Origin of the sequence: Mycobacterium sp. Aquia_216 (assembly GCF_026723865.1) — a bacterium.
Taxonomy (GTDB): Bacteria; Actinomycetota; Actinomycetes; order Mycobacteriales; family Mycobacteriaceae; genus Mycobacterium.
In genome coordinates, this window is sequence record NZ_CP113529.1 from 2,184,124 (window position 1) to 2,210,205 (window position 26,082).

25 protein-coding genes, 2 tRNA genes and 1 pseudogene are annotated in these 26,082 nt (G+C 66.9%); 14 read left to right on the forward strand and 14 right to left on the reverse strand.

Annotated features, from left to right (window positions below; translation table 11 throughout):
• Position 1 precedes the first annotated feature (1 nt).
• The 3 genes from OK015_RS10275 to OK015_RS10285 all read right to left on the reverse strand — a co-directional run bounded on the left by OK015_RS10275 (position 2) and on the right by OK015_RS10285 (position 3,042).
• Positions 2–856, reverse strand: coding sequence for a hypothetical protein (locus OK015_RS10275; protein ID WP_268131158.1), 855 nt, complete (start codon positions 854–856; stop codon positions 2–4).
• 123 nt (positions 857–979) lie between these two features.
• The gene (gene wrbA, locus OK015_RS10280; protein WP_268131160.1) at positions 980–1,579 is read right to left on the reverse strand and encodes an NAD(P)H:quinone oxidoreductase; all 600 of its coding nucleotides are present in this window, start codon (positions 1,577–1,579) and stop codon (positions 980–982) included.
• Positions 1,576–3,042 carry a phytoene desaturase family protein gene (locus OK015_RS10285; protein WP_268131161.1) on the reverse strand — a complete coding sequence of 489 codons (1,467 nt, stop codon included), beginning with the start codon at positions 3,040–3,042 and terminating at the stop codon, positions 1,576–1,578. The genes wrbA and OK015_RS10285 overlap by 4 nt, the downstream gene beginning before the upstream one ends.
• Before the next feature lie 30 nt (positions 3,043–3,072).
• On the opposite strand from OK015_RS10285, the gene serA reads away from it, so the two are divergent.
• Both serA and OK015_RS10295 read left to right on the forward strand, forming a co-directional pair.
• Entirely contained in the window at positions 3,073–4,659 is a 1,587-nt protein-coding gene (gene serA, locus OK015_RS10290; protein WP_268131162.1) for a phosphoglycerate dehydrogenase, read from the forward strand.
• Entirely contained in the window at positions 4,656–5,678 is a 1,023-nt protein-coding gene (locus OK015_RS10295; protein WP_268131164.1) for a 3-isopropylmalate dehydrogenase, read from the forward strand. The genes serA and OK015_RS10295 overlap by 4 nt, the downstream gene beginning before the upstream one ends.
• Here OK015_RS10295 and OK015_RS10300 read toward each other — a convergent pair.
• The gene (locus tag OK015_RS10300) at positions 5,578–6,894 is read right to left on the reverse strand and encodes an MFS transporter (RefSeq protein WP_268131166.1); all 1,317 of its coding nucleotides are present in this window, start codon (positions 6,892–6,894) and stop codon (positions 5,578–5,580) included. The two genes, OK015_RS10295 and OK015_RS10300, sit on opposite strands and share 101 nt — an antisense overlap.
• A 26-nt stretch (positions 6,895–6,920) precedes the next feature.
• Positions 6,921–8,132 (reverse strand): MFS transporter, encoded by a 1,212-nt coding sequence (locus OK015_RS10305; RefSeq protein WP_268131168.1) that lies wholly within the window; start codon positions 8,130–8,132, stop codon positions 6,921–6,923.
• Positions 8,133–8,348: 216 nt separating this feature from the next.
• On the opposite strand from OK015_RS10305, the gene OK015_RS10310 reads away from it, so the two are divergent.
• From OK015_RS10310 to OK015_RS10325, 4 genes are all read left to right on the forward strand, one after another.
• On the forward strand, positions 8,349–9,149 hold the full coding sequence (locus OK015_RS10310; RefSeq protein WP_268131170.1) for a fumarylacetoacetate hydrolase family protein: 801 nt from the start codon (positions 8,349–8,351) through the stop codon (positions 9,147–9,149).
• Positions 9,150–9,202: 53 nt separating this feature from the next.
• A complete protein-coding gene (gene gltX / locus OK015_RS10315; protein WP_268132603.1) occupies positions 9,203–10,603 on the forward strand; it encodes a glutamate--tRNA ligase in 1,401 nt (466 codons plus the stop codon).
• A gap of 115 nt (positions 10,604–10,718) precedes the next feature.
• Positions 10,719–10,790, forward strand: a tRNA-Gln gene (locus tag OK015_RS10320).
• An 84-nt stretch (positions 10,791–10,874) separates the two neighbouring features.
• Positions 10,875–10,947 (forward strand) — tRNA-Glu (locus OK015_RS10325).
• Between the two features lie 7 nt (positions 10,948–10,954).
• Here OK015_RS10325 and OK015_RS10330 read toward each other — a convergent pair.
• Complete coding sequence (locus OK015_RS10330) at positions 10,955–11,467, reverse strand: pyridoxamine 5'-phosphate oxidase family protein (protein ID WP_268131172.1); 513 nt, start codon at positions 11,465–11,467, stop codon at positions 10,955–10,957.
• A gap of 87 nt (positions 11,468–11,554) precedes the next feature.
• Positions 11,555–12,256 (reverse strand): IclR family transcriptional regulator, encoded by a 702-nt coding sequence (locus OK015_RS10335; RefSeq protein ID WP_268131173.1) that lies wholly within the window; start codon positions 12,254–12,256, stop codon positions 11,555–11,557.
• Between the two features lie 86 nt (positions 12,257–12,342).
• On the opposite strand from OK015_RS10335, the gene leuC reads away from it, so the two are divergent.
• The 3 genes from leuC to OK015_RS10350 all read left to right on the forward strand — a co-directional run bounded on the left by leuC (position 12,343) and on the right by OK015_RS10350 (position 15,221).
• Entirely contained in the window at positions 12,343–13,770 is a 1,428-nt protein-coding gene (gene leuC / locus OK015_RS10340; RefSeq protein WP_268131175.1) for a 3-isopropylmalate dehydratase large subunit, read from the forward strand.
• A 19-nt stretch (positions 13,771–13,789) separates the two neighbouring features.
• On the forward strand, positions 13,790–14,386 hold the full coding sequence (leuD, locus tag OK015_RS10345) for a 3-isopropylmalate dehydratase small subunit (RefSeq protein ID WP_268131177.1): 597 nt from the start codon (positions 13,790–13,792) through the stop codon (positions 14,384–14,386).
• 214 nt (positions 14,387–14,600) lie between these two features.
• Positions 14,601–15,221, forward strand: a complete 621-nt coding sequence (locus OK015_RS10350) for an HU family DNA-binding protein (protein WP_268131178.1) — start codon at positions 14,601–14,603, stop codon at positions 15,219–15,221.
• 70 nt (positions 15,222–15,291) lie between these two features.
• Here the strand turns inward: OK015_RS10350 and OK015_RS10355 are convergent, their stop codons facing one another.
• From OK015_RS10355 to cofC, 3 genes are all read right to left on the reverse strand, one after another.
• Positions 15,292–16,230, reverse strand: coding sequence for an NUDIX hydrolase (locus tag OK015_RS10355; RefSeq protein ID WP_268131179.1), 939 nt, complete (start codon positions 16,228–16,230; stop codon positions 15,292–15,294).
• 72 nt (positions 16,231–16,302) lie between these two features.
• Positions 16,303–18,492 (reverse strand): RNA degradosome polyphosphate kinase, encoded by a 2,190-nt coding sequence (locus tag OK015_RS10360; protein ID WP_268131180.1) that lies wholly within the window; start codon positions 18,490–18,492, stop codon positions 16,303–16,305.
• 86 nt (positions 18,493–18,578) lie between these two features.
• Entirely contained in the window at positions 18,579–19,229 is a 651-nt protein-coding gene (cofC, locus tag OK015_RS10365; RefSeq protein ID WP_268131181.1) for a 2-phospho-L-lactate guanylyltransferase, read from the reverse strand.
• Positions 19,230–19,373: 144 nt separating this feature from the next.
• Here cofC and OK015_RS10370 point away from each other — a divergent pair, with 144 nt between their 5' ends.
• Both OK015_RS10370 and OK015_RS10375 read left to right on the forward strand, forming a co-directional pair.
• Positions 19,374–20,405, forward strand: coding sequence for an NAD(P)H-dependent glycerol-3-phosphate dehydrogenase (locus OK015_RS10370; RefSeq protein WP_268131182.1), 1,032 nt, complete (start codon positions 19,374–19,376; stop codon positions 20,403–20,405).
• Positions 20,406–20,526: 121 nt separating this feature from the next.
• Complete coding sequence (locus OK015_RS10375; RefSeq protein ID WP_268132604.1) at positions 20,527–21,636, forward strand: D-alanine--D-alanine ligase family protein; 1,110 nt, start codon at positions 20,527–20,529, stop codon at positions 21,634–21,636.
• On the opposite strand, the gene OK015_RS10380 is transcribed toward OK015_RS10375, so the two are convergent.
• Positions 21,633–22,202: a DUF3515 domain-containing protein gene (locus OK015_RS10380; protein WP_268132606.1), complete on the reverse strand. Its 570-nt coding sequence runs from the start codon at positions 22,200–22,202 to the stop codon at positions 21,633–21,635. The two genes, OK015_RS10375 and OK015_RS10380, sit on opposite strands and share 4 nt — an antisense overlap.
• Before the next feature lie 170 nt (positions 22,203–22,372).
• Between OK015_RS10380 and OK015_RS10385 the strand changes: the two genes are divergently transcribed.
• Together OK015_RS10385 and OK015_RS10390 are read left to right on the forward strand one after the other, a co-directional pair.
• The gene (locus OK015_RS10385) at positions 22,373–23,341 is read left to right on the forward strand and encodes a thiamine-phosphate kinase (protein ID WP_268131184.1); all 969 of its coding nucleotides are present in this window, start codon (positions 22,373–22,375) and stop codon (positions 23,339–23,341) included.
• Between the two features lie 66 nt (positions 23,342–23,407).
• Positions 23,408–24,091, forward strand: coding sequence for a uracil-DNA glycosylase (locus tag OK015_RS10390; protein ID WP_268131185.1), 684 nt, complete (start codon positions 23,408–23,410; stop codon positions 24,089–24,091).
• Positions 24,092–24,113: 22 nt separating this feature from the next.
• Here the strand turns inward: OK015_RS10390 and OK015_RS10395 are convergent.
• The 3 genes and pseudogenes from OK015_RS10395 to OK015_RS10405 all read right to left on the reverse strand — a co-directional run.
• Positions 24,114–24,350: pseudogene (locus OK015_RS10395) on the reverse strand (short-chain dehydrogenase/reductase); the annotation flags it as partial.
• Complete coding sequence (locus OK015_RS10400) at positions 24,320–24,514, reverse strand: hypothetical protein (RefSeq protein WP_268133185.1); 195 nt, start codon at positions 24,512–24,514, stop codon at positions 24,320–24,322. The pseudogene OK015_RS10395 and the gene OK015_RS10400, both read right to left, overlap by 31 nt.
• A 142-nt stretch (positions 24,515–24,656) precedes the next feature.
• Positions 24,657–25,103: a nuclear transport factor 2 family protein gene (locus OK015_RS10405; RefSeq protein WP_268131187.1), complete on the reverse strand. Its 447-nt coding sequence runs from the start codon at positions 25,101–25,103 to the stop codon at positions 24,657–24,659.
• 84 nt (positions 25,104–25,187) lie between these two features.
• Here OK015_RS10405 and OK015_RS10410 point away from each other — a divergent pair, with 84 nt between their 5' ends.
• A complete protein-coding gene (locus OK015_RS10410; protein ID WP_268131188.1) occupies positions 25,188–26,078 on the forward strand; it encodes an SDR family NAD(P)-dependent oxidoreductase in 891 nt (296 codons plus the stop codon).
• Positions 26,079–26,082: the final 4 nt, after the last annotated feature.

The following is a 26,082-nucleotide window of genomic DNA, read 5'->3' on the forward strand; positions in this document are numbered from 1 at the left end:
TTCAGCGATAACCACGGCGCGCCAGCGCCTGAGAAACCCGGTCGATGATGTCATGCGGGCGGTGCTCGGCGACGACGCGAATCACCACCCAGCCCAGCTGCTCCATCTCCGCGATCCGGTTGATGTCCCTGACGAACTGGCGGCGGTCGGCGCGGTGTTGGTCGCCGTCGTACTCCACGGCGACCAGGTAGTCCTCCCAACCCATGTCGAGCAGGCCCACAAGTTGCCATCCGCGGTGCACCGGTATCTGTGTGGTTGGCTTCGGCAATCCGGCGTCGAGCAAAAGCAGACGCAGCCAGCTTTCCTTGGGCGATGCGGCGCCGCCGTCGATCAACGGGAGGACAGCGTTGAGCCGTCGCACTCCACGGGCGCCCCGGTAGCTCTTCGCGAGCATCAAGACGTCCTCGATGGAGAACGGGGTGGCCCGCACGAGTGCGTCAAGTCGCGCCAACGCCTGGCCTCGCGGCAGGTGACGGCCGAGATCGAAGGCGGTGCGCGCGGGCGTGGTCACCGGAAGCGTGATCGAGTGACGGGTGACCTGCGTGACCTCCTCGGCGCGCAATGTCTCATTGCGAACAATCAATCCGGGTTGTGGCCGGGCGCTTTTCGCGACCAGCTCGACGGGCGTCTGCGCATCGACCCACTGGGCCCCGTGCAGTGCCGACGCCGCAACACCCGCTACCACCGCTCGTCTACGCGACCATAGCCAGGCACCGACTGTGTAGTCGTCAATCGTGGGGTCGCACCAGGCCGGCAGGTACACACCGCGGAAGATCGGCCGGTTCCGACTCCTCAGCTGATGCTCGGTGAGCGCCGCGGCCGCGACCGCTTCGCTGCCAACGAACACTTCGGTCATACGTCGATCGTGGGCGGGACCACCGACAGGTTCGCCGAGATCGACGCGAGCGCGGCGAAGTACGGCGTGTCGTCACGCTTACGTCAATGTCGCTGTCGATGTCGCGGCGCAAAGGCCGGAGGCTTAGGACGTCAGGCGGTCGGCGATCGTCACGACTCGGCGCGCCAGGTGCTCCAGGGCGTCGCCGGTCGCGGTATCGAACTCGTCGATGTTGTCGTGCGTGGCGACCAGGCTGGCCCCGTAGGGGTTGCCGTCGACGAACTTGGACGGATCGGTGTAGCCCGGCGGCACCAGGATGCCGCCGAAGTGGATCAGCGTCAGGTAGAGCGAGACCAGCGTGGTCTCCTGGCCGCCGTGCACGGTGTTCGACGACGTGAAGCCCGCGTACACCTTGTCGGCCAGCTTGCCCTCGGCCCACAGCCCGCCCAGCGAGTCCAGGAAGGTGCGCAACTGCGCCGCCGGTGAGCCGAACCGGGTGGGCGAACCGAAGATTACGGCGTCGGCCCACACGATGTCGTCACCCGTGGCCATCGGCAGGTCCTTGGTGGCGTTGTAATTCGCCGTCCAGGCCGGGTTCTGGGCAAAGGATTCCGGGTCGCGAGTCTCGGCGACGGGTCGCACCCGGACCTCGGCGCCGGCGGCCTCGGCCGCGGCGGCGACGCGCTTCGCCATCGTGGTGCCATGGCCGGTGGCCGAGTAGTAGATGATCGCGAGTTTGGTCACGGCGTCAGCTTAGGCCCGAGGGCCGGCCCCAAAAAGGGCAGCGTGTCGATGCCGAATTCACGGCGCAACAGGCTGCGCGCGGCGTAGTAGCCGGCCATGCCGTGTACGCCGCCGCCGGGTGGGGTGGCGGCCGAACACAGGTATGTCTTGGGAATCGGTGTGCGCCAAGGGTCCAGCCGCGGCGTGGGTCCGGCGATCGCGCGCCAGGCGGAGTTTGCGCCCATCCCGATGTCACCGCCGACGTAGTTGGCGTTGTGGTCGGTCAGGTGTGCGGCGGGCACCGCGCGGGCGGCGACTACGACGTCGCGAAAGCCCGGCGCGAACCGCTCGATGGTCGCGGTGACGGCCTCGGTCGCATCGAGGTCCGAACCCGACGGGACGTGGGCATACGTCCAGAACGGGCGACGGCCGTTGGTGTCGATGCGGCCGGGGTCGGCGAGGTGCGGCGCCGCGGCCAGCACCATCGGCCACCGCGCGTGGCGTCCGGCCGCGATCTCTTTCTCGGCGAACGCCATCTGCTCCCGGGTGCCGCCGAGATGCAGGGTGGGGGCGTGCCGAAGCCGTGGATCCGACCACGGAATGTCCTCGCCGAGCACGAAATCGACTTTGGCGACACCGGGGCCGAATCGGTAGCGGCGCAACGCTTTGGCGTACCGGTCCGGCAGCGCGTCGCCGTATATCCGCAGCAGCGCAGTCGGTGCCGTGTCGAAGGCGACGACACCGGTTGGCGGCTCGGTGATTTCGACGCCGGCCGTCACCTCACCGCCGTGCGCGCGCAGGTCGGCGATCAGCGCGTCGGTAATTGCCTGGCTGCCGCCCACCGGAATCGGCCAGCCGACCGAATGGGCCAGCGTCGCCAGCATCAGCCCCGCCCCGGCTGCCGTCAAGGATGGCATTCGCGAAAGCACATGCGCGGCAACGCCGGTGAACAAGGCGCGGCCGTCGTCTCCGTTCAGTAAGCCGGCCAACGATCCCCACGCCGGCGTGCCTTGAGCCAGCATCCGCAGCCCCAGCCGCAGCGCCGACGGCAACGATCCAGGCACCGAACGTTTGTCGCCGAGCAGCAAATCCACGACGGCATGCCAGTCCGTCACCAACGGACCCAGCAGCCGCCGCCAGGATGCGCCGTCGGACAGCTCGGTGCAGGTGCGATCGAGGTCGCGGTAGGCGATCGCCGCGGGCCGGCCCGGTAGCGGGTTGCCGTAGGCGATGTCCGGGACCGACAGCTGCACGCCGCGCGCGGGCAGGTCGAACTCCGCGAAAAACGGCGAGGCCAGTGCCAGCGGGTGAACCGCCGAGCAGATGTCGTGTTCGACTCCGGGAAATTCTGGGTCGGCCGCAGTGCGGGCACCGCCGCCCAAGGTGGGCTGTGCCTCGACGACCTGCACTTTGAGTCCAGCGCGGGCGCAGATCACGGCCGCTGAGAGGCCGTTGGGTCCGCTGCCGACGATGGTGACGTCCACCGGTCAATTACAGCCGATACGCTGGCGGGCGTGAACTTGCCTGTTGTGTTAATCGCCGACAAACTCGCTCAATCAACTGTCGCCGCCCTGGGTGACCAGGTCGAGGTGCGCTGGGTAGACGGTCCGGACCGGGAGAAGCTGCTGGCAGCGGTGCCCGAGGCCGACGCGCTGCTGGTGCGTTCCGCGACCACCGTCGACGCCGAGGTGCTGGCCGCCGCCCCCAAGCTCAAGATCGTCGCCCGCGCCGGGGTCGGGCTGGACAACGTCGACGTCGACGCCGCCACCGAACGCGGTGTCCTGGTGGTCAACGCCCCGACCTCGAACATCCACAGCGCTGCCGAGCACGCGATAGCGCTGTTGCTGGCCGCGTCGCGGCAGATCGCGGCGGCCGACGCCACGCTGCGCGAGCACACCTGGAAGCGGTCGTCGTTCTCGGGTACCGAGCTTTTCGACAAGACCGTCGGCATCGTGGGACTCGGCCGGATCGGTCAGTTGGTCGCGGCGCGGATCGCGGCGTTCGGCACCCACATCATCGCCTACGACCCTTATGTCTCCCCGGCGCGCGCCGCGCAGCTGGGCATCGAATTGCTGTCCCTGGACGAACTGCTCGCGCGTGCCGACTTCATCTCGGTGCACCTGCCGAAGACGGCCGAGACCGCGGGCCTGATCGACAAGGAGGCGCTGGCCAAGACCAAGCCCGGCGTCATCATCGTCAACGCCGCCCGCGGCGGCCTGGTGGACGAGGCGGCACTGGCCGAAGCGGTCACCAGTGGCCATGTGCGCGGCGCCGGGCTCGACGTGTTCTCCAGCGAGCCATGCACTGACAGCCCGCTTTTCGAGTTGCCGCAAGTGGTGGTGACGCCGCACCTGGGGGCGTCCACCGCCGAGGCGCAGGACCGGGCCGGTACCGATGTCGCCGAGAGCGTACGGCTGGCGCTGGCGGGGGAGTTCGTGCCCGATGCCGTCAACGTCGGCGGCGGCGTGGTCAACGAGGAGGTGGCGCCCTGGCTGGACCTGGCGCGCAAACTCGGGGTGCTGGCCGCCGCCCTGTCCGAGGGTCTGCCGGCGTCGTTGACGGTGCAGGTACGCGGCGAGCTGGCATCCGAAGATGTTGAGGTGCTGAAGCTTTCGGCTCTGCGCGGCCTATTCTCGGCGATCATCGAGGATCCGGTCACCTTCGTCAACGCCCCGGCGCTGGCTGCCGAGCGCGGCGTGACGACCGAAATCAGCACGGCCACCGAGAGTCCCAACCATCGCAGTGTCCTGGACGTGCGGGCCGTTGCCCACGACGGCTCGAGCGTCAACGTCGCCGGGACACTGTCGGGTCCGCAATTGGTCGAGAAAATCGTTCAGATCAACGGCCGCAACTTCGACCTGCGCGCGACGGGCACCAACCTGGTGATCAACTACCACGACCAGCCCGGTGCGCTGGGCAAGATCGGCACCCTGCTGGGCGCGGCCGGGGTGAACATCCAAGCCGCACAGCTGTCCGAGGACACCGAGGGGCCGAGCGCGACGATCCTGCTGCGGCTCGACCAGGACGTGCCCGACGATGTACGGTCGGCGATCTCGCTTGCGGTTGGCGCCAACAAGCTGGAAGTGGTTGACCTGTCATGAAATTGGCGGTCATCGGCGGTGACGGGATCGGTCCCGAAGTAGTCGCCGAAGCGGTGAAGGTTCTCGACGCGGTCAAGCCCGGCGTGCAGAAGACCGAGTACGATCTCGGCGCGCGGCGTTACCACGCCACCGGCGAGCTGCTGCCCGAGTCGGCGCTGGCCGAATTGCGGGAGCATGACGCGATCCTGCTAGGCGCGATCGGTGATCCATCGGTGCCCAGTGGTGTGCTGGAGCGAGGACTGTTGCTGCGCCTGCGCTTTGAGCTTGACCATCACGTCAACCTGCGACCGGCCCGGCTGTACAAAGGGGTGAGCAGCCCTTTGAAACTGGAGGGGCCGGGAAATCCCAACATCGATTTCGTGGTGGTGCGGGAGGGGACCGAAGGTCCCTACACCGGCAACGGTGGCGCGATCCGGGTCGGAACTGTCCACGAGGTCGCCACCGAGGTCAGCGTCAACACCGCGTTCGGGGTGCGGCGTGTGGTTGTCGACGCCTTCGAGCGGGCCCGGCAGCGCCGCAAGCATTTGACGTTGGTGCACAAGAACAATGTGCTGACCTTCGCCGGGAAACTGTGGTCGCGAGTCGTCGCCGAGGTCGGCGCGGAATATCCCGATGTCGAGGTGGCGTATCAACACGTGGACGCCGCCACCATCTTTCTGGTCACCGACCCCGGCCGCTTCGACGTGATCGTCACCGACAACCTGTTCGGCGACATCATCACCGACCTGGCCGCCGCGGTCTCGGGCGGAATTGGCTTGGCCGCCAGTGGAAATATCGACGCCACCCGGACCAATCCGTCGATGTTCGAGCCGGTGCACGGCAGCGCACCCGACATCGCCGGCAAGGGCGTCGCCGATCCGACCGCGGCCATCGTTTCGGTGGGGCTGCTGCTTGCCCACCTCGGTGAGGCCGAGGCCGCTAGCCGGGTGGACCGGGCCGTCGAGACGTATCTGGCGTCGCGCGGGAACGAACGGCTCTCCACCAGCGAAGTCGGCGAACGGATTGCAGCCGGGCTGTAGCTGCCGCCCTGGTTTCTAAGCCGGGCGGTAAGAGCTTGGCCGGCACCAACGGAATGGCCGCCAACGGGAACAGTCCGCACAACGCCCAGGCCGTGGGATACCTTGCCGCACTGATCAATGCACCGAAGAGCGGGGGACCGGCGGCCGCCATCAGTCGCTGAGTGGTGTTCTGAAAGCCTAACGCGCGCCCACTCCAGAACGGTCCGGCGAACTCGGTGATCGCCGTGGCTTCCAACCCGTTGTCGAGCACGGCGAGCACCGAGACGATGACCATCAGTGCCACTTCGTACCGCGAAGTCCGGTGGTCGGCGTAGGCCAAGAGGAACAGCGTCAAAGCGGCCGCGGCCGCAATGGCCGAGACAGGCCGCATGCGCGAGCCGATGCGATCCGACCAGCGCCCGACCAAGATCCGGCCCAACGCACCGAGCAACTGCGAGACCGTCATCGCGGCGCCCGCAGCCGCGATCGACCAGCCGTCGTTTCTGATCAGCCAGACCAGCATGAACGTGACCGTCACCGTCTGCGGCATCATCATCAGCGCAGACACCGCGTGAATTCGCCACAGCACCCATGACCCGCGGTAGGGACTCGCCAATTCCTGGTCGGTAGCCGTCGCCCGGGCTTTGCGTGGTGAGTCGACGACACCAACGATGCTGAGCAGGGCGGCCACCGTGCATGCGATGGCGGGAAACATCAGACCCGCGTGTGGGCTGTGCTCGGCCAACTCGGGTATCACCAAGGCGCCCAAGGCAATACCCAGCGGTTGCGCTGTCTGGCGAATCCCCATCGCCAGGCCGCGCTGATGCGGCGGGAACCAACCCGAGACCAGCCGTCCGCCGGCGGTGTTGCAACTGGCCGCGGCCATACCGCCGAGGAACAGAAACACACCGACCCACAAGAGCGAATCTGCCGATGCCGCAGCGTAGGCCGCGACCGCGGTGAGCGCCGAGCCCACAGTCAGCACGAGCCGCTCGCCGACCCGGTCCAGCACATAGCCCCAGCCGACCAAGGTGACGACCATCCCCCAGCTGGGCATCGAGGCCAGCAGACTGGCTTCGGTGAGCGGAGTTCGGCGCTCGGCTTCCAGTGCGGGGATCAGGAAGGCGACGCCGTTGATGAAAAGGAAGGACGTGGATGTCACGACCAGCGAGACGATCATCATCTGCCAGCGTGCGCCGGTGCTGAGTTGGACCGCCGTTGCCGGGTCCGTGGTCATCCCCCATGCTAACCGCGGTCAACGCATCAGGATTCGAACACGGCGGCCCTGTCGGCCATCACCCGCGGAAGGGCGCCGACCGGTACGAATGGCAGCGCCGCCAGCGGGAACAAGCCGCATACCGCGAACGCCACCGGAAATCCGGCGGTGGCGATCAACGCGCCGAATGCCGGGGGGCCGAGCGCAACCATCAGCCGCTCGAGCGCGTTCTGCGCGCTCAATGCGCGTCCGCTCCAAAACGGCCCGGCTAATTCGGGGATCGTCGTGAACGGCAACCCGCTATCGCCGGTGAGCGCTGCCGCGGTCACCATGACCGGCACGGCCAGTGACCAATTCAAGTGGTCGCTGAGCGCCAGCACCAGCATGACCACGGTGGTGACGACGGCCAGGATCCGGAGCGGCCGCATCCGCGAGCCGACCTGATCCGCCCAGCGGCCGGCCGCGATGCGGCCCAGCGCACCCAGTAGTTGAGAAAGGCCCACCAGTGCGCCCGCCCAGGCCGCCGACAGGCCGCGGTCCATCGTGAACCAGACCAGCATGAAGGTCAGGACTACCGGCTGAGGCACCATCAGCAGCGCCGAAGCGGCGTGGATTCGCCACAGCGTGGTGGCGCCGCGGTAGGGGTTCGCGAGGTCCTCATCGCTGGCATCCGCATGCCTCGGGCGCGGTGGGTCTTTGACGCCGATGGCGCCGATCACCGCCGCCACGGCGCACAGTCCGGCGGGAAAGAGCAGCGCCGTCGACAAGCTCTGCTTGGCCAGCTCGGGAATCACCAACGCCGCCAATCCAATTCCCAGCGGCTGTGCCGTCTGCCGGATGCCCATCGCCAGAGCCCGCTGGTGCTGCGGGAACCAGCCGGTGACCAGCCGGCCGCACGCGGTGACACTACTGGCGGCGGCCATACCGCCGAGCACCAGAAATATCCCCATCGTCATGAGCGAATGTGCCGATGCGGCGGCGAAGCCGGCTGTCGCGGTCAGGATCAGGCCCAGGGTGAGCACGATGCGTTCCCCGACGCGGTCCAGTAGGTAGCCCCAGATCGGCAGGGCGACCACCATGCCGAAACTCGGCAGCGCTGCCAGCAGGCCGCCCTCGGCCAGGCCGGTGTCGTGTCGTGTGTGCAGCATGGGGATCAAGAAGGCGACGCCATTGATGAAGACATTGGCGCACAACGTCGCGGTGAGCGAGACGACGAGCATCGTCCATCGTCGAGCGGTGCTGATCGTCTGCTCCGGCACGCAGTTCTACTCCCTAGGTCCGCGGGCTCCTTTCGTCTGCCACGAAACCTGCCCCTGAAGTAGTTCGGAACAAGACGGTCGCCGGATGGTCTCGTCGCGACGGTTTCTTCACCTCGGCCCGGGTCGGGGCGCCGCATCGTCGCCCGGGGGGCCGATGGTGACGGCCCGCATCGCCCGGCTGCTGCCGGGCTCGCGACCGTCACTAGGCTTAGGTGAATGCGCCTTGGTCGAATCGCTAGCCCGGATGGTGTCTCCTTCGTCAGTATCGAGGGCCCGCTGGAGGATCCCAGCGCGATGACTGCCCGTGAGATCGCCGAGCACCCGTTCGGCACGCCGACGTTTACCGGTCGCTCGTGGCCGGTCGCCGACGTCCGGCTGCTGGCTCCGATGCTTGCCGGAAAGGTGGTCTGCATCGGCAAGAACTACAGCGACCACATCGCCGAGATGGCCACCTTCGCAACCGGCCCGGCCGCGGCCGATCCCATCATCTTCCTCAAGCCCAACACCGCCATCATCGGACCGAACGTACCGATTCGGTTGCCCGCCAACGCATCACCCGTGCATTTCGAAGGGGAGCTGGCCGTGGTGATCGGCCGGCCGTGCAAGGACGTGGCGGCCGCCCAGGCCGCCGACAACATCTTGGGCTACACGATCGCCAACGACGTGTCGGCTCGCGATCAGCAACAGGCCGACGGCCAATGGACTCGCGCCAAGGGGCACGACACCTTCTGCCCGGTGGGGCCGTGGGTCGTCACCGACCTCGACCCGGCCGACATCGCGCTGCGCACCGAGGTCAACGGCCAGGTCAAACAGGACAGCCGCACCTCGCTGATGATTCACGATGTCGGTGCCATCGTGGAATGGATCTCGGCGGTGATGACTTTGCTGCCGGGCGATCTCATCCTCACCGGGACGCCGGCCGGGGTCGGTCCCATCGAGGACGGCGACACCGTCTCCATTTTCATCGAGGGTATCGGCACCCTCTCCAATCCCGTGGTCCGAAAAGGAAAGTCGTGACTGACGTTCGGGTCCGGTTCTGCCCATCGCCGACCGGCACCCCGCACGTCGGGATGGTCCGCACCGCGCTGTTCAACTGGGCCTACGCTCGCCACACCGGTGGCACCTTCGTCTTTCGCATCGAGGACACCGATGCCGAGCGCGACAGCGAGGAAAGCTATCTGGCCCTGCTCGACGCGTTGCGCTGGCTCGGGCTGGATTGGGACGAGGGGCCCGAGGTCGGCGGACCCTACGGCCCGTACCGGCAGTCGCAGCGCGGCGACACCTACCGCGAAGTGGTGGACAAGTTGCTGACCGCCGGTGAGGCCTACCACGCTTTTTCGACGCCGGAGGAGGTCGAGGCCCGCCATGTGGCCGCCGGCCGCAATCCCAAATTGGGCTACGACAACTACGACCGCGAGCTGACCGAGGCGCAGCGCGCGGAGTTCCTGGCCGAAGGCCGCAAGCCCGTGGTGCGGCTACGGATGCCCGACGAAGATCTGGCGTGGGATGACCTGGTGCGCGGGACCACCACCTTCGCGGCGGGCTCGGTACCCGATTTCGCGTTGACCCGCGCAAGCGGAGATCCCTTGTATACCTTGGTCAATCCGTGTGACGACGCGCTGATGAAGATCACCCACGTGCTTCGCGGCGAGGATCTGCTGCCGTCGACGCCGCGTCAGCTGGCGTTGTACCAGGCGCTGATCCGAATCGGGGTGGCCGAGCGCGTTCCGCAATTCGCGCACCTGCCAACGGTATTGGGGGAGGGCACCAAAAAGCTGTCCAAGCGCGACCCGCAGTCTAATTTGTTCGCCCACCGCGACCGGGGCTTCATCCCCGAAGGGTTGCTGAATTACCTTGCGCTGCTGGGCTGGGCGATCGCCGACGATCACGACCTGTTCAGCCTCCGGGAGATGGTGGCCGCGTTCGACGTGGTCGACGTCAACTCCAACCCGGCCCGGTTCGATCAGAAGAAGGCCGACGCGCTCAACGCCGAACACATCCGGATGCTCGACGTCGCCGACTTCACCGGCCGGTTGCACGACTACTTCGCTGTGCACGGCCATCGCCTCGGGCTCGACGAGGCCGGATTCGCCACGGCGGCCGAGCTGGTGCAGACCCGCATCGTGGTGCTCGGCGATGCGTGGGACCTGCTGAAGTTCCTCAACGACGACGAATACGCGATCGACCCCAAGGCCGCCGGCAAGGAGCTGGGCCCGGACGCTGCCCCGGTGCTCGACGCCGCTCTGCGGGCGTTGGAGGGCCTCGCGGACTGGACGACGGCGGGCATCGAGGACGCGCTCAAGGCGGCCCTCATCGAGGGCCTCGAGCTCAAACCGCGCAAGGCGTTCGGCCCGATCCGCGTTGCCGCCACCGGAACGACGATCAGTCCGCCGCTCTTCGAATCGCTGGAGCTGCTGGGCCGGGACCGCAGCCTGGAGCGGTTGCGGGCCGCGCGCGATGGGGCCGGCTGAATCTTTGGTAGTCTGCACAGCGGTTTACAAAGGCCGACAACGGTTTGGCAGAGTGGGTTCACAAGCTGGCGCTAGCCCGCAGAACACGCTCTGAGCAGCGGTTTTAGGCAGCCAATGGGGTATGGTGTAATTGGCAACACAGCTGATTCTGGTTCAGCCATTCTAGGTTCGAGTCCTGGTACCCCAGCAAAGTCTGTCAGGCTGCAAGCAGATGCCCAGTGATTAGGTAGCCCTCGCCGGGTGAGCTATGCTGGCTGCTCGGATCGGTTCTGGCCCCGTCGTCTAGCGGCCTAGGACGCCGCCCTCTCACGGCGGTAGCGTGGGTTCGAATCCCATCGGGGCTACAAGTAATTACTGGCCGGTCCCCAGCACTGCCGGGGCGGTTGATCCGCCTACCGGCATCGGCGGTAATCCGAGCTTGCGGTGATCCCAGGAACGCGCGCGCTGCGCCACGATGCGCACGCAGACTCGCTTGTTCATCATCTGCTGGACGAACGGCAACATGTCGTCGGTGTAGGGGCCGGTGTAGCGCTCCCACACACTGACCCCGACGCGATGCGAGACGTCGGGATCGTCGACGATCTCCGCGACGCCTTCGAAGGACACTCCGCGCAACGTGTCGTAGGTGTCGCCGTCTTCGATCAGAAAGGTCACTCGCGGATCGCGGGTCAGGTTGACGGCCTTCTGAGACTTGGCTTTGGTCTCGATCCAGATTTCGCCGTCGACGACGGCGTACCACATGGCGGTCAAGTGCGGCTGGCCGTCGCGCCCAATGGTGGCCATTGTCCCGGTGCGGCTTCTGACGACGAAGTCGGCGATCTCGTCCTCGGTCATGACGATGCTCGCGCGCTGATTGGTTCCCATCGCGTCAGTTTGTCAGCGGCGGATTTCGAGCGTGCGCTGAGGGCGGGAATTGTGCGCCCCGGACGCACACTCGAGCGGTCGAGGCGACTATAGCCGTCGAGCCATGGCGTCGGCCGCCGATAGAAGATCGGCGGCCCAGCGCGCTCCCGGACGCCGGCCGATCCGGTCGACGGGCCCCGACACCGAGATGGCGGCGACGACCACGCCGCGGCCATCACGCACGGGCGCTGACACACTCGCCACCCCCGGCTCGCGCTCGGCAATGCTTTGCGCCCAACCACGCCGGCGTACTTCGGCCAGCGTCCGGTCGGTGAACTTGGCCGTCGGCAGCACGGCTTGTTGAGTGGCGGCATCGCTGTGGGCCAGCAAGACTTTGGCCCCCGAACCCGCTGTCATCGGCAACCGCGCTCCGACCGGAACCGTATCGCGAAGGCCCGCAGACGGTTCCAGGGCCGCCACGCAGACCCGCGACGTGCCCTCGCGGCGGTACAGCTGCACGCTTTCGCCGGTGGTCTCACGCAAGTGCGGGAGCACCGCCGCGCCGGCCGCCAGCAACGGATCGTCGACCTGCGCCGCGAGTTCGGTCAGCGCGGGGCCCAGCTGCCAACGCCCTTCGTCGTCGCGCGCCAGCAGGCGGTGCACTTCCAGTGCAGCGGCCAGCCGGTAGGTCGTCGCCCGGGGAAAACCGGTGCGGTCGCACAGTTCGGCTAACCCACAGGGAGATTCCGCGATCGTGTGCAACACCTCCACGGCTTTATCCAGGACGCCGATGCCGCTATGCTGTCTCATAGAGAGATACTAGCGTCTCGTATTATGAGATCACAGCCCAGATTGATCGGCGAGCCGCGAATGAGGCGAATCGAGGCGAGTTCACGATGGGAACCGAAGTAGCTGGGGGTAAGCCGCGCACCCTGGCCGAAAAGGTGTGGGAAGACCACGTTGTGGTCTCCGGTGACGGCACCGCGCCGGACTTGATTTACATCGACCTGCATTTGGTGCACGAGGTCACCAGCCCGCAGGCGTTCGACGGCCTGCGCCTGGCCGGGCGCCCGGTGCACCGGCCAGATCTGACGCTGGCCACCGAGGACCACAACGTGCCCACCGTCGACATCGACAAGCCGATCGCCGACCCGATATCGCGTACTCAGGTTGAGACATTGCGGCGCAACTGCGCCGAATTCGGTGTCCGGCTACATCCGATGGGTGATATCGAACAGGGCATCGTGCATGTCGTCGGACCGCAATTAGGGCTGACCCAACCGGGAATGACGGTCGTCTGTGGGGATAGTCACACTTCCACTCACGGAGCATTCGGCGCATTGGCCATGGGAATCGGTACCTCGGAGGTCGAGCATGTGCTGGCCACCCAGACTTTGCCGTTGCGGCCCTTCAAAACAATGGCGGTCAATGTCGACGGGGAATTGGCGCCCGGCGTGACGGCCAAGGACATCATCCTGGCGTTGATCGCCAAGATCGGCACGGGCGGCGGCCAGGGCCATGTCATCGAATATCGGGGCAGTGCGATCGAATCCCTGTCCATGGAAGGCCGGATGACGGTCTGCAACATGAGCATCGAAGCCGGCGCCCGCGCCGGAATGGTGGCGCCGGACGAGACCACCTACGAATTCCTGCGTGGCCGCGCGCACGCGCCGACCGGCGCCCAGTGGGACGCCGCGTTGCAGTACTGGCAGCAGCTGCGCACCGACGACGGCGCCGTTTTCGACACCGAGGTTTATCTCGATGCGGAGTCGTTGACGCCGTTCGTCACCTGGGGAACAAACCCCGGCCAGGGAGTGCCGTTGGGGGCGGCGGTGCCGGATCCCGAGTTGATGACCGACGACGACGAACGCCAGGCCGCGGAGAAAGCGTTGGCATATATGGACCTTCGGCCGGGTATGCCGATGCGTGAGATCGCGGTCGACACGGTATTCGTGGGGTCTTGTACCAACGGTCGCATCGAGGATCTGCGGGTAGTGGCCGAGGTGTTGCGCGGGCGCAAAGTGGCCCCGGGCGTGCGAATGCTGGTTGTTCCGGGCTCGATGCGGGTGCGCGCGCAGGCCGAAGCCGAAGGGCTCAGTGAGGTATTCACCGCCGCCGGTGCCGAATGGCGGCAGGCCGGCTGCTCGATGTGCCTGGGTATGAACCCCGATCAGCTCGCGCCCGGCGAGCGCTGCGCCGCGACGTCCAACCGGAACTTCGAAGGGCGGCAGGGCAAAGGCGGCCGTACGCATTTGGTATCGCCGGACGTCGCCGCGGCCACAGCGGTTCGCGGCACGCTTTCCGCTCCGGCTGACTTGAACTGAAACGAAATCGAGGACGAAGATGGAAGCCTTTCACACCCACACCGGGATTGGCGTGCCGCTGCGGCGCTCCAATGTCGATACCGACCAGATCATTCCTGCGGTGTATTTGAAGCGTGTCACCCGCACCGGTTTCGAGGACGGATTGTTCGCGACGTGGCGGTCGGATCCGTCATTCGTGCTCAACCTCAGTCCATTTGACCGAGGCTCGGTCTTGGTCGCCGGACCCGACTTCGGGACCGGATCGTCGCGCGAGCATGCAGTGTGGGCGCTGATGGACTACGGCTTCCGGGTGGTCATCTCGTCTCGATTCGGCGACATTTTTCGGGGCAACGCGGGCAAGGCGGGGCTGCTGGCGGCCGAAGTCAGCCAAGACGGCGTGGAACTCCTTTGGAAGCTCATCGAGCAGAGTCCGGGACTGGAAATCACTGCCAATCTTCAAGATCGAAATATCATTGCGGGAACGACGGTGCTGCCGTTCAAGATTGACGACCACACCGCGTGGCGACTGCTCGAAGGACTCGACGATATAGGCCTTACGCTGCAGAAACTCGATGACATCGAGTCTTTCGAGGCGGCCCGTCCGGACTGGAAACCGCGCACTCTACCCACCCCGTGAACTCCTCGATCGGGGTGGAATTTCGCCCCGATCGCCTTAGCTAGCAAGGCTTATTTTTCGCCCGCGTCACCGACCAAGGGCGGCAACCGGATTGCCGAATTTCCTGTTGCTTAGCCGTGAAATTGCGCGTGGCGCTTGGCAATTTGCTGGGTAAGGGTTTACCGTGTTCGCTAGTCGGTTCCCAAAATGGGACCACTGGCTTCGGAGGGTTTGGATGAACAAAGCAGAGCTCATAGATGTGCTCACACAGAAATTGGGCTCGGACCGTCGGCAGGCGACCGCCGCCGTCGAGAATGTTGTCGACACCATTGTGCGTGCGGTGCACAAGGGCGACAGCGTGACCATCACCGGGTTCGGTGTGTTCGAACAACGGCGCCGCGCAGCGCGTGTCGCCCGCAACCCGCGTACCGGTGAGACGGTGAAGGTAAAGCCGACGTCCGTCCCCGCGTTCCGCCCGGGTGCTCAATTCAAAGCGGTTGTTGCTGGCGCACAGCGCCTCCCGTCGGAAGGACCGGCCGTGAAACGTGGTGTTGTTGCAGGCGCAGCCAAGAAGGTTGCCAAGAAGGCTCCCGCCAAGAAGGCTGCGGTGAAGAAGGCCGCGACCAAGGCTCCGGCCAAGAAGGCCGCGACCAAGGCTCCGGTCAAGAAGGCCGCGACCAAGGCCCCGGTCAAGAAGGCCGCGACCAAGGCTCCGGTCAAGAAAGCGGTCAAGGCCGTGAAGAAGGTCGTTGCCAAGGCGCCCGTGCGCAAGGCCGCGACCAAGGCTCCGGCCAAGAAGACTGCGGCCAAGAAGGCTCCGGCCAAGAAGGCCGCCGCCAAGCGCGGCCGCAAGTAAGGCAGTAGCCGAGTTCAGACGCGAATACCCTTCGGGGCGGCAAGGCTGCCCCCGAAGGGTATTTCGTGTGTCAGGCCCGGACGTTGGCGGCCAGCGCGCCGCCGATGTGATCGGCCGCCACCAGTCGGCCCTTGGATAGCGACAGCACCCACGTACTGCCTTTGTGATTGCGCGACTTATCCGGGTGTACCCCGTCGCGTTCGCACCACCATGTGATCAGATCGGGAATCACCTTGCCCTGCGTACAGATCACCGGTGTGCCCTCGCGCTCGGCGATATGCAGTATCCGGTGCCGGCCGCGTTTGGGACTCTTGGCGTACGACTCCTCGGTGAGCGCGGACTCGTTCTCGATCGTCACACCCAGCTCCTCGGCGAGCGGCTCAACCGTCTCGTGGCAGCGCACCCGATCGGCCGCATACACGTCGGTGGCGCCGAACGCCATCAGCTGCGGGACCAAGGCCTCAGCCTGAGCGCGGCCTCGCTTGTCGAGCGGTCGCTTGGTGTCATCTCCGGAGAACCGGGATTTGCGGCCCGCGGTGCCGTGCCGGACTACCAACACGGTGTGCGTGTCTGCTGGTTGTTTTGTGAACTCCCGCAACACATTTCGGTCTTGTCCGTAGTCGAGCTTCTTCATTGCGTCGGCGACGGACAACCAGATCAATTCGTCGACCTCTTTGCCCGGTTCGAAATTGCCACCGGTGCTGCGCGCCGCCCAGTAGTAGACCTTTTTGACGCCTTGGTCGATCGGATAGCTCACCTTGTCGAGCCGCCGGCCGAGGATGGCGTGGTGTCCGGTTTCCTCCAGCACCTCGCGCACCGCGGCCACCGGTGCCGTTTCGCCCGGGTCCACTTTGCCCTTGGGCAGCGACCAGTCGTCGTAGCGGGGACGGTGGATGACAGCGATCTCGAGCTCGGTGTCGTCCGCATCGGCACGGCGGTCTCGCCACAGCACCGCGCCCGCCGCGTAGACGAGCCGCTTCCCTGAGCGCCGCGAGTTCTGGTCCGACACTCCACTCCTGCAGGTCAATTCGGCCAGCGTTACACCGGCCCCGGGCGTGGGCTGGAAAGTTACCACATGTCGTTAGGCGCCGCGGTGGCGCTCCATCAATGACTCCTGGTGATCGCGCACCGAGTGACCTTCCCGTGGCGACGCGATCCACTGCCCGTCGGATTCGAGCTCCCAGCACCGGGTGGACGGGTCCATCGCGGACTCGAACAACTCGTTCAGATACGTGGTCAGCTTGGGATCCTTGACCTGAACCAGCGCCTCGACGCGCCGGTCGAGGTTGCGGTGCATCATGTCGGCGCTGCCGATCCAGAACTCGTTGATGCGACTGAAATGCATGATCCGCGAGTGCTCCAGGAATCGGCCGAGGATCGAACGGACCGCAATGTTCTCCGAGAAGCCTTCGGTGCCAGGGCGTAGCGCGCAGATGCCGCGCACCACCACCTCGACCCGCACGCCGGCCCGCGACGCGCGATACAGCGCGTCGATGACCTGCTCGTCGACCAGAGCGTTCATCTTCACCCGGATCCGGCCACCACCATGTTCGCGGTGGGCCGCAATCTCGCGCTCGACGCGTTCGATGATCCCGGTGCGAATGCTGTGCGGGGCAACCAAGAGGTTGCGGTAGGAGACCTTGCGCGAGTAGCCGGTCAGCGAATTGAACAGGTCGGTCAGGTCGGCGCCGATGTCGGGGGAGGCCGTGAGCAGACCGACGTCCTCGTACAGTCGCGCCGTCTTCCCGTTGTAGTTGCCGGTCCCGATGTGGCAGTAGCGCCGGATGGTTGAACCTTCGCGGCGCACCACCAGGCAGGTCTTGCAGTGCGTCTTGAGTCCGACGTACCCGTAGACGACGTGCACGCCCGCTTGCTCAAGCGTGCGAGCCCAGCGGATGTTCGCCTGCTCGTCGAAGCGTGCCTTGATCTCCACCATTGCCACGACTTGCTTTCCGGCCTCGGCCGCTTGGATGAGGGCCCGAACGATCGGTGAGTCACCGGAGGTGCGGTACAGCGTCTGCTTGATTGCCAACACGTTCGGGTCGGCTGCGGCCTGTTCGATGAATCGCTGCACGCTCGTGGAGAACGACTCATACGGATGATGAAGCAGCACATCGCCTTCGCGCAGCGTCGAGAAAATGCTGCGCGGCGTTTCGCGATCGGCGAAGGCGGGACTGGTGGCCGGAACGAATGTCCGGTCCTTGAGTGCCGGCCGGTCGACGCCGTAGATCTGCCACAACGACGAGAGGTCGAGCAGCCCCGGGACTTCGATGACGTCACCGGGATTCACGTCGAGTTCGCGCAGCAGCAGCTCGAGCATGCTCTCGGTCATGTCATCGGCGATCTCGAGTCGCACCGGTGAACCGAACCGCCGGCGCGCCAATTCCCGTTCGAGCGCCTGCAGCAGGTCTTCGTCGCGGTCCTCTTCAACCTCGTAGTCGGCATTCCGGGTGATGCGGAACGCGTGATGCTCGACGATTTCCATCCCCGGGAAAAGGGCCGGGAGGAAGGCCGCGATCAGCGATTCCATCGGCAGGTAGCGGACGACGGCTGGCCCGTCGTTGCCGTCGGCGTCGGTACCGCCGCCGAGTTCGACGAAGCGATCGACGTTGTCGGGCACCTTGACTCGAGCGAAGTGCTGGCCGCCGTCGTCCTTGACCGTGACGGCCAGGTTGAGGCTCAGCCCGCTCACGAATGGGAATGGGTGCGCCGGGTCGACGGCGAGCGGGGTCAGAACCGGGAAGACCTGCTCGTTGAAGTAGGTCGACAGTTGGTCTCGCTCGGCCTGATCCAAATCGGCCCACGTGACGATATAGATGCCTTCGTGCGCGAGCGCCGGTCGCACCGCATCGAGGAATTCGCGCGCGTGCCGGGTTGCGATCCGCTGCGTCTGTTCGCCGATGCGGGCCAGCTGCTCACGAGGCGTCAGGCCGTCGGCCGAGCGGACGGACAGCCCCATCTCGTCGCGGCGCTTGAGGCCGGCCACCCGGACCATGTAGAACTCGTCGAGGTTCGACGCGAAGATCGCCAGGAACTTGGCGCGCTCCAACAACGGTAGCGAGGTGTCGGCGGCCAATGCGAGCACGCGCGCGTTGAAATCCAGCCAGCTCAGTTCCCGGTTGAGGTATCGGTCCTCCGGTAGCGCATCGTCGATCGCGGCGGGGGTCGTAGCGGGGGGCGCCCCCACCGCGCTGTCGCCGGGTTGCCACACAGTTTCGTCAAGCCGTGCTTCAGCTTCGATTTCGGTCACGAAGGAATCATTGCTCATCACCGGGTGGTGCTGCTAGCGCTCGGTAGAGATCCATCCGGCGTTGGCGCGCCGTTCATCCCGCAGACAGGTTTGCCGCGTGGCTTTCCTCAGTGTTGGGTGATGGCACGAGCGGTTGCCGCCCCGACGCCGAGACGGCGAGCGGCCACCAAGTCGGCGGGGGTGTCGACGTCGCAGCGCAGCCCGGGCCACGCGCCCGTCAGCTCGATCGCACCCGAACGACGGTGCCGCGCCGCCGAATCCGCCCCGAAGTGTGGATCCAACGCGGTGCCGAATGCGCACAGTGCCGCGGTGCCGGTTGCCAGCCGGTCGGCAACGAAGCTGCGCCGGTGCTGGCGTGCGGCAGCGATCGCGCCGGCCAGCTCTTGTGTCTGCAAAGCGGGCAAATCACCTTGCAGTGCAATAACATTGGAGAACGATTCGGCCACGTGACGTTCGGCGGTGGCAAGCGCTTGGTTCAGCGGGTCGTCGTGGCCTTCGGGTGTCGGGTCGGCGAGCACCTGTGCTCCGAGTCCCGCCGCTGCGGCCGCCGCGGCCTCGTCCGGCGTGACGACAGTGATCGAGCCCACCGATCCGACCCCCGCCGCGGCCGTCACGGTATCCACCAACATGGCCAGCACCACGGTCTCTCGGGTCCGTGCCGAGAACACCGGAGCGAGTCTGGTCTTGGCGGCGGCCAACCGCTTCACGGCGATGATCAACGCGATATCGCCGGCACCGTTTGTCTGCGCGCCGCTCATGACGTCAATCCTGCCAGCGCAGCGATTCGCGCCGGTCGCGAGCTGGCGCCGCACCCGCTCGCGGGGGACATATGCCGGCCGCCCGAGGCTGTTCTAGGGTGTAGCGGCTGCAGATGCCGCGTTGATGACAGATCGGGATGAGAAATGGCCAGCACAGCGGGCGCCGTCGCGGTGATGGGCGCCGGAGCATGGGGAACGGCGCTGGCCAAGGTGCTCGCCGAGGTCCTCGAAACGACCGGAGCACCGGAAGCGGAGGTCAGGTTGTGGGCCCGGCGATCCGATGTCGCCGAGCAGATCAACGCCACCCGATATAACCCCGCCTACCTACCCGGCACCGAGCTGCCGCCGGGGATCCGGGCCACCGCCGACGCGGCCGAAGCGCTGCGCGGCGTGACGACGGTGCTGCTGGGCGTCCCGGCGCAGAACCTGCGGAGCAACCTCGAGCAGTGGGCTCCCTTAATCGCCGACGGCGCAACCCTGGTCAGCCTGGCCAAAGGCATCGAGCTGGGCACCCTAATGCGGATGAGCCAGGTCATCGTCTCGGTGACCGGTGTCGACCCGTCGCAGGTCGCGGTGATTTCCGGGCCGAACCTGGCCAGCGAGATCGTTGAATGTCAACCCACCGCCACCGTCGTGGCGTGCAGCGACTCCGGCCGCGCCGTCGCCTTGCAGCGCATGCTGAACACCGGGTATTTCCGCCCGTACACCAATAGCGACGTGGTCGGCACCGAGATCGGCGGAGCCTGCAAGAACGTCATCGCGCTCGCGTGCGGGATGGCGGCCGGCGTCGGCCTGGGCGAAAACACCGCCGCGGCGATCATCACCCGGGGCCTGGCGGAGATCATGCGGCTCGGCATCGCGCTGGGCGCCAAGGGCGCGACGCTGGCCGGCCTGGCGGGGGTGGGTGACCTGGTGGCCACCTGCACGTCGCCGCAGTCACGGAACCGCTCGATGGGTGAGCGCCTGGGGCGCGGCGCAACCATGCAGTCGGCGCTGGAGGGAAAGGACGGCCACGTCGTCGAGGGCGTCACCTCGTGCGAATCAGTGCTCGCGCTGGCGTCCAGCTACGACGTCGAGATGCCGCTCACCGACGCGGTGCACCGGGTCTGCCATAAGGGACTCTCGGTCGACGAGGCGATGGCCCTGCTGCTGGGCCGCAGCACCAAGCCGGAATGAGCGCGTTCCCGCCCGGCGGTCCGGCAAAACCCCGCTAACGGTCGGCGCCCCGACCTGTCGGCGTCCCAACCGGTAGCCTCTCCAGGTTGTGAGCGCTAGCGAGGGGACGAGTCGGGTCCCCGTGCCACCCGGTAGCCGGGTGCGCGTCGCCGTCGTCTTCGGCGGACGCAGCAACGAACACGCCATCTCGTGCGTGTCCGCGGGCAGCATCCTGCGCAACCTCGATCCGCAACGATTCGATGTGGTCGCGATCGGCATCACCCCCGAAGGGTCGTGGGTGCTCACCGACGGCGACCCGGACGCGCTGGCGATCAGCAACCGGCAATTGCCCGAGGTGACCATCGAGGCCGGCACTGAGCTGGCGCTGCCGGCCGATCCGCGGCGCGGCGGTCAGCTGGTGTCGCTACCGCCCGGCGCCGGTGAAGTTCTGGGCTCCGTCGACGTGGTGTTCCCGGTGCTGCACGGACCCTACGGCGAGGACGGCACGATCCAGGGGCTGCTCGAACTCGCCGGCGTGCCGTACGTCGGCGCCGGTGTGCTGTCCAGCGCCGTCGGTATGGACAAGGAATTCACCAAGAAGCTTCTTGTCGCCGAGGGACTTCCGGTCGGCCCGTACGCGGTGCTGAAGCCGTCGCGGCAGACGCTGCCGCCCGAGGAGCGCGAGCGGCTGGGCCTGCCGGTGTTCGTCAAGCCGGCACGCGGTGGTTCGTCGATCGGTGTCACGCGGGTCGCGCGCTGGGACGAGCTGGCCGCCGCGGTGGCTCAGGCTCGCCGCCACGACCCGAAGGTGATCGTCGAGGCCGCGATCAACGGTCGCGAGCTGGAATGTGGCGTGCTTGAAATGCCGGACGGCACAATAGAAGCCAGTACGGTGGGGGAGATCCGGGTAGCCGGTGTGCGCGGACGCGAGGATAGCTTCTACGACTTCGCCACCAAATACCTCGACGACGCGGCCGAATTGGACGTCCCGGCCAAGGTCGACGACGACATCGCCGACGCCGTGCGCCAATTGGCGATCCGGGCGTTCAAGGCCATCGACTGCCAGGGCCTGGCCCGGGTTGACTTCTTCTTCACCGACGACGGGCCGGTGATCAACGAGGTCAACACGATGCCGGGCTTCACCACGATCTCGATGTACCCGAGGATGTGGGCGGCCAGCGGCGTCGACTATCGCAGTCTGCTGGCGACCATGGTCGAAACGGCTTTGGCCCGGGGTACGGGTCTGCGCTAGCGCTCACCGGGTCGGGCGGGGTCGATGGGCACCGCCGCGATGGTGTGGTCGATCACTCCGGAGAGCTGCTGGATCGGGGTCGGGCCGGATCCCGACGGCAGGGTCAGCGCGACGTACACCGGTCGATCCACCGTGTACCAGGTGGATCTGCCTGCGTCACCGGCGGATTGCTGTTCGGACGCCACCTCGAACCACTGCACCCGGTCGACGACCTGGATCGCGGACCCCACCACAAAGCCGGCCGGGCGCTCGAGCCCGCAGCGCAACACCACCGGTTCGGTGCCGGATCCGGCGCGCCAGGCGGTCGCGCCCGCGGGCGCCGGCTGCGCCAGCTGCGCGCGCTGGTAGTCGCCGAGCCGCTGCGGCAGCGCCGCGGAGAGCGCACGGCATGCGGAACTGTCGGCGTGCGGGGCCGGCGCGGCGGGCAGGGCGACCGGCCGCGGCGGCGCTTCGCGGGTGGCCGCGATGACAAGCACGACGCCGGTCGCCAGGACCGCCACCACCACCGCGGCGATCAGCAGGGCCCGCGGTGGCCCGCCCAGGTCCTCGGTGTCCGAACTTCCCATCACCACCCGGCCGTCGACGCCGGCAGCATCGACCACCGGACACCTCCCATCTCATACACTGGCGCCGTCCGCTCGCGCGGGCAGGGACCAAATTTACCGCAGGTCGGACCACTGTACGAGGCCCTGACGTGCCGGGACGCGCAGGAAGAGGACGCGCAGAAAGAGGTGCCGTGCGCGAAGAACCGGCTCCGGAGTCACCAACGCTGGGGCAACTCGGCGAGTTCGCCGTCATCGATCGGCTGGTACGCGGCCGCGTTCAGCCCGCCGCAGTGCTGCTCGGACCCGGCGACGACGCGGCGGTGGTGTCCGCCGCCGACGGCCGTACCGCCGTGTCGACCGACATGCTGGTGGCCGGCCGGCATTTCCGGCTGGACTGGTCGACGCCCCGCGACGTCGGCCGCAAGGCGATCGCTCAGAACGCGGCGGACATCGAGGCGATGGGTGGGCGGGCCGCGGCATTCGTGGTCGGCTTCGGCGCACCCGCTGATACGCCGACGGCGGATGCGGACGCATTGGTCGACGGAATGTGGGACGAGGCAGCACGAGTCGGCGCCGGCATCGTCGGCGGCGATCTGGTCAGCGCACCGCTGTGGGTGTTGTCGGTGGCGGTGCTGGGCGACTTGGGTGGGCGGGCGCCGGTGTTGCGCTCGGGGGCGAAACCTGGCGCGGTGCTTGCCGTCGCCGGCGACCTGGGCCGCTCGTCTGCTGGATACTCGTTGTGGCATAAGGGGATTAGCGGGTTTGACGAACTGCGCGCGCGTCATCTGGTGCCGGAGCCGCCCTACGGTCAGGGCGCGGTGGCCGCGGCTTACGGTGCGCAGTCGATGATCGACGTCTCCGATGGGCTGGTCGCCGATCTGCGCCACGTCGCCGAGGCGTCGGCTGTGGGTATTGACCTGTCCACCGCGGCGCTTGCCCCCGATCGCGATGCGCTGAGCGCGGCCGCGGCGGCGGTGGGCGACGATCCATGGTCGTGGGTGCTGGGTGGCGGCGAGGACCACGCCCTGGTGGCCTGTTTCGCCGGCCCGGTGCCACCCGGGTGGCGCGTCATCGGGCAGGTGCTCGACGGCCCGGCCCGGGTACTCGTCGACGGCGCCGAGTGGCGGGGATACGCGGGCTGGCAGTCTTTCGCTCGGTGACGATGCGGGCCGCGCGCGGCCCGGGGAGGAGCCGGGCAATCGTATCGGGAGGGTTAGGGTTGCGCGGTGACCGCACGTCCGTTGAGTGAACTCGTCGAGCAGGGGTGGGCCGCCGCGCTCGAGCCGGTCGCCGAGCAGGTGACCAAGATGGGGCAATTCCTGCGGGACGAGATCGCGGCGGGCCGCCGATACCTACCCGCCGGTCCGAATGTGTTGCGCGCCTTTACCTTCCCGTTCGATCAGCTGCGGGTGCTGATCGTCGGGCAAGACCCCTATCCGACACCGGGGCACGCGGTGGGCCTGAGCTTTTCGGTGGCTGCCGATGTGCGTCCGCTGCCGCGGAGCCTGTCCAACATCTTCGACGAATACTCGGCCGACCTGGGTTACCCGCAACCCTCGTGTGGCGATCTGACGCCCTGGGCGCAGCGGGGCGTGCTGCTGTTGAACAGGGTTTTGACGGTTCGTCCGAGCAACCCGGCGTCGCATCGCGGCAAGGGCTGGGAAGCCGTCACCGAGTGCGCGATCCGCGCCCTGGTCGGGCGGTCACAGCCCATGGTGGCGATCCTGTGGGGCCGCGACGCGTCAACGCTCAAACCTGTTCTGGCGGAGGGTAATTGCGTGGCAATCGAGTCGCCGCACCCCTCACCGCTGTCGGCATCGCGCGGATTCTTCGGCTCGCGTCCGTTCAGCCGCGCCAACGAACTGCTCGCCGGGATGGGAGCCGACCCGATCGATTGGCGGCTGCCCTGAGTTGGTCTCGGACAGCAAGCGCTCACGAATCCGGGAAGTTCACGTCTTTGGTGACGGCCTTCCACTCTTCGATCGACGCCGACATCGCGGCGATCTTGTCCCGCATCGCCTTGAGCACGTCGCGGCCCAGTAGTAGGCGCAGCGGCGGCTCGTCGAGTGTGGTCACCATGAGCACCGCCTCGGCCACCTTTTTCGGATCGCCCGGCAGGTGATCGGCGAACTGCTTGATCAGGTCTTTGCGTGCCGCCACGTCGGCGTGAAGTAGTTCTCGGTCGTCCGGTGCCGGCCGAGGCGGCCGTGGATCTCGTAGCGTTCGTCACCCGAGAACATCACTTCGGCGAACGAATCGTCGAATCGTTCGCGCTGGGAGGCGGTCGAGACAGGATCGTCAGGCCTGCGCAGTTCCTCCGATTTGCTGTCCAAAACGCTTGTTGTACAGGATGAATCGCTGGTCTACCTGATCGGGAAGCAGGCCACAGTTCTCCAGTCCATCGCGCTTCGCTGATCGCGGGCCCTCGAATTCGCCGGCGCCCCAACGTCGAAGGCGCTCGGGGCTGCCACTCGCTCAGAACTTCAGGTGCTGGCTGACGTCGCCGACCTGGTCGACGAACATGATGCGACTGTCGAACCACCATGCGTCGTCCAATCGATGGAACGTGTCCTTGTAGTGGCCGGTGACGATCACCTGCAACGGAAGGTCGACAGTGGCCTGCGTGACGCAGTAGTAGGACGTGCTGCGTGCGGTCCCCGCGGCCTCGTCGATGTGTAGCTGCACATTGGTCGTGTTGTGTTTGGTCTTCGGGGTGCCGTCGTCCTCGTAGATGCGGGTGGCCATCTCGTACATCTGCCGCACCCGGGCGGACCCCTCGAACACCGTCTCCGGCGGACCGTCCTCCATGCCACAGATGCGGCCATGCTCGAAAAGCGCGGCCACCCCGTCCAGGTCACCACCGTCGAGGAGTTCGGCGTAGGTGTAGATCAGGTTGGTGATGTCTCGCGCGCTGTCACTCATGCCAAGCCACTCCTGTGCGGTTTGCAGATCATGTTGGCAGAACTGACCCGACTTACATAGAACCACCCATTACTCTTAGTCGCCGTGACGCTACCTTGGACGCCGAGCCGCCTCGGCAACTTGACCGGCAAGCGAGTCATCGTGACGGGCGCAACCAACGGCGTGGGGCTGGGCACCGCGCACGCTCTGGCCAACGCCGGCGCCCACGTCGTCCTCGCCGTGCGCAACGCGGACCTCGGCAAGCAACGGGCCGCCGAGATGGGCGGCTCGACGTCGGTGGTCAAGCTCGACCTCGCGGACCTGGCTTCGGTGCGTGCTTTTCCCGATCAGGTCGACGGGGAAATCGACATCTTGATCAACAACGCCGGCACGCTCACCGCTCGGCGCACTGAAACCGCTGACGGCTTCGAGATGACGATGGGCACCAACCTGCTCGGACCGTTCGCGTTGACAAATCTGCTGCTGCCCCGGGTGCGTTCGCAGATCATCAACGTCGGCTCCGACGCGCACAAGTCGGCCACGTTGCGGCTCGACGACATGCATCTGCGCCGCGGCAAGTGGACGAGGCTGGGAGCCTACGCGGCCTCGAAGCTCGCGGTCATGTTGTGGGGGCTCGAGCTGGACCGCAGGCTGCGCGCCGCCGGATCCGCCATCGTCACCCAACTCACTCACCCGGGGTGGGTGGCCTCGAACTTGTCGAATCTCTCGGACTCGCCCGTGATGTCGCTGGCGCACAAAGCCGTCAAGGTCGTGGCCGACCGGTTCGGCAACGACATCGACGAGGGTGCCGCGCCCACGTTGTACTGCATCAGCGAACCGGTGCCGCCGGGCAGCTTCGTCGGTGTCAGCGGCAGGCTCGGACTGCGCGGCGACGTGGCGCTGATCGGTCGGACACCGCTCGCGTCCGACTACGCGGTGGCCGCCCGACTGGTGGCTTTCGCCGAAGAACAGACCGGCACGACGCTGTCCGTCTAGCGGC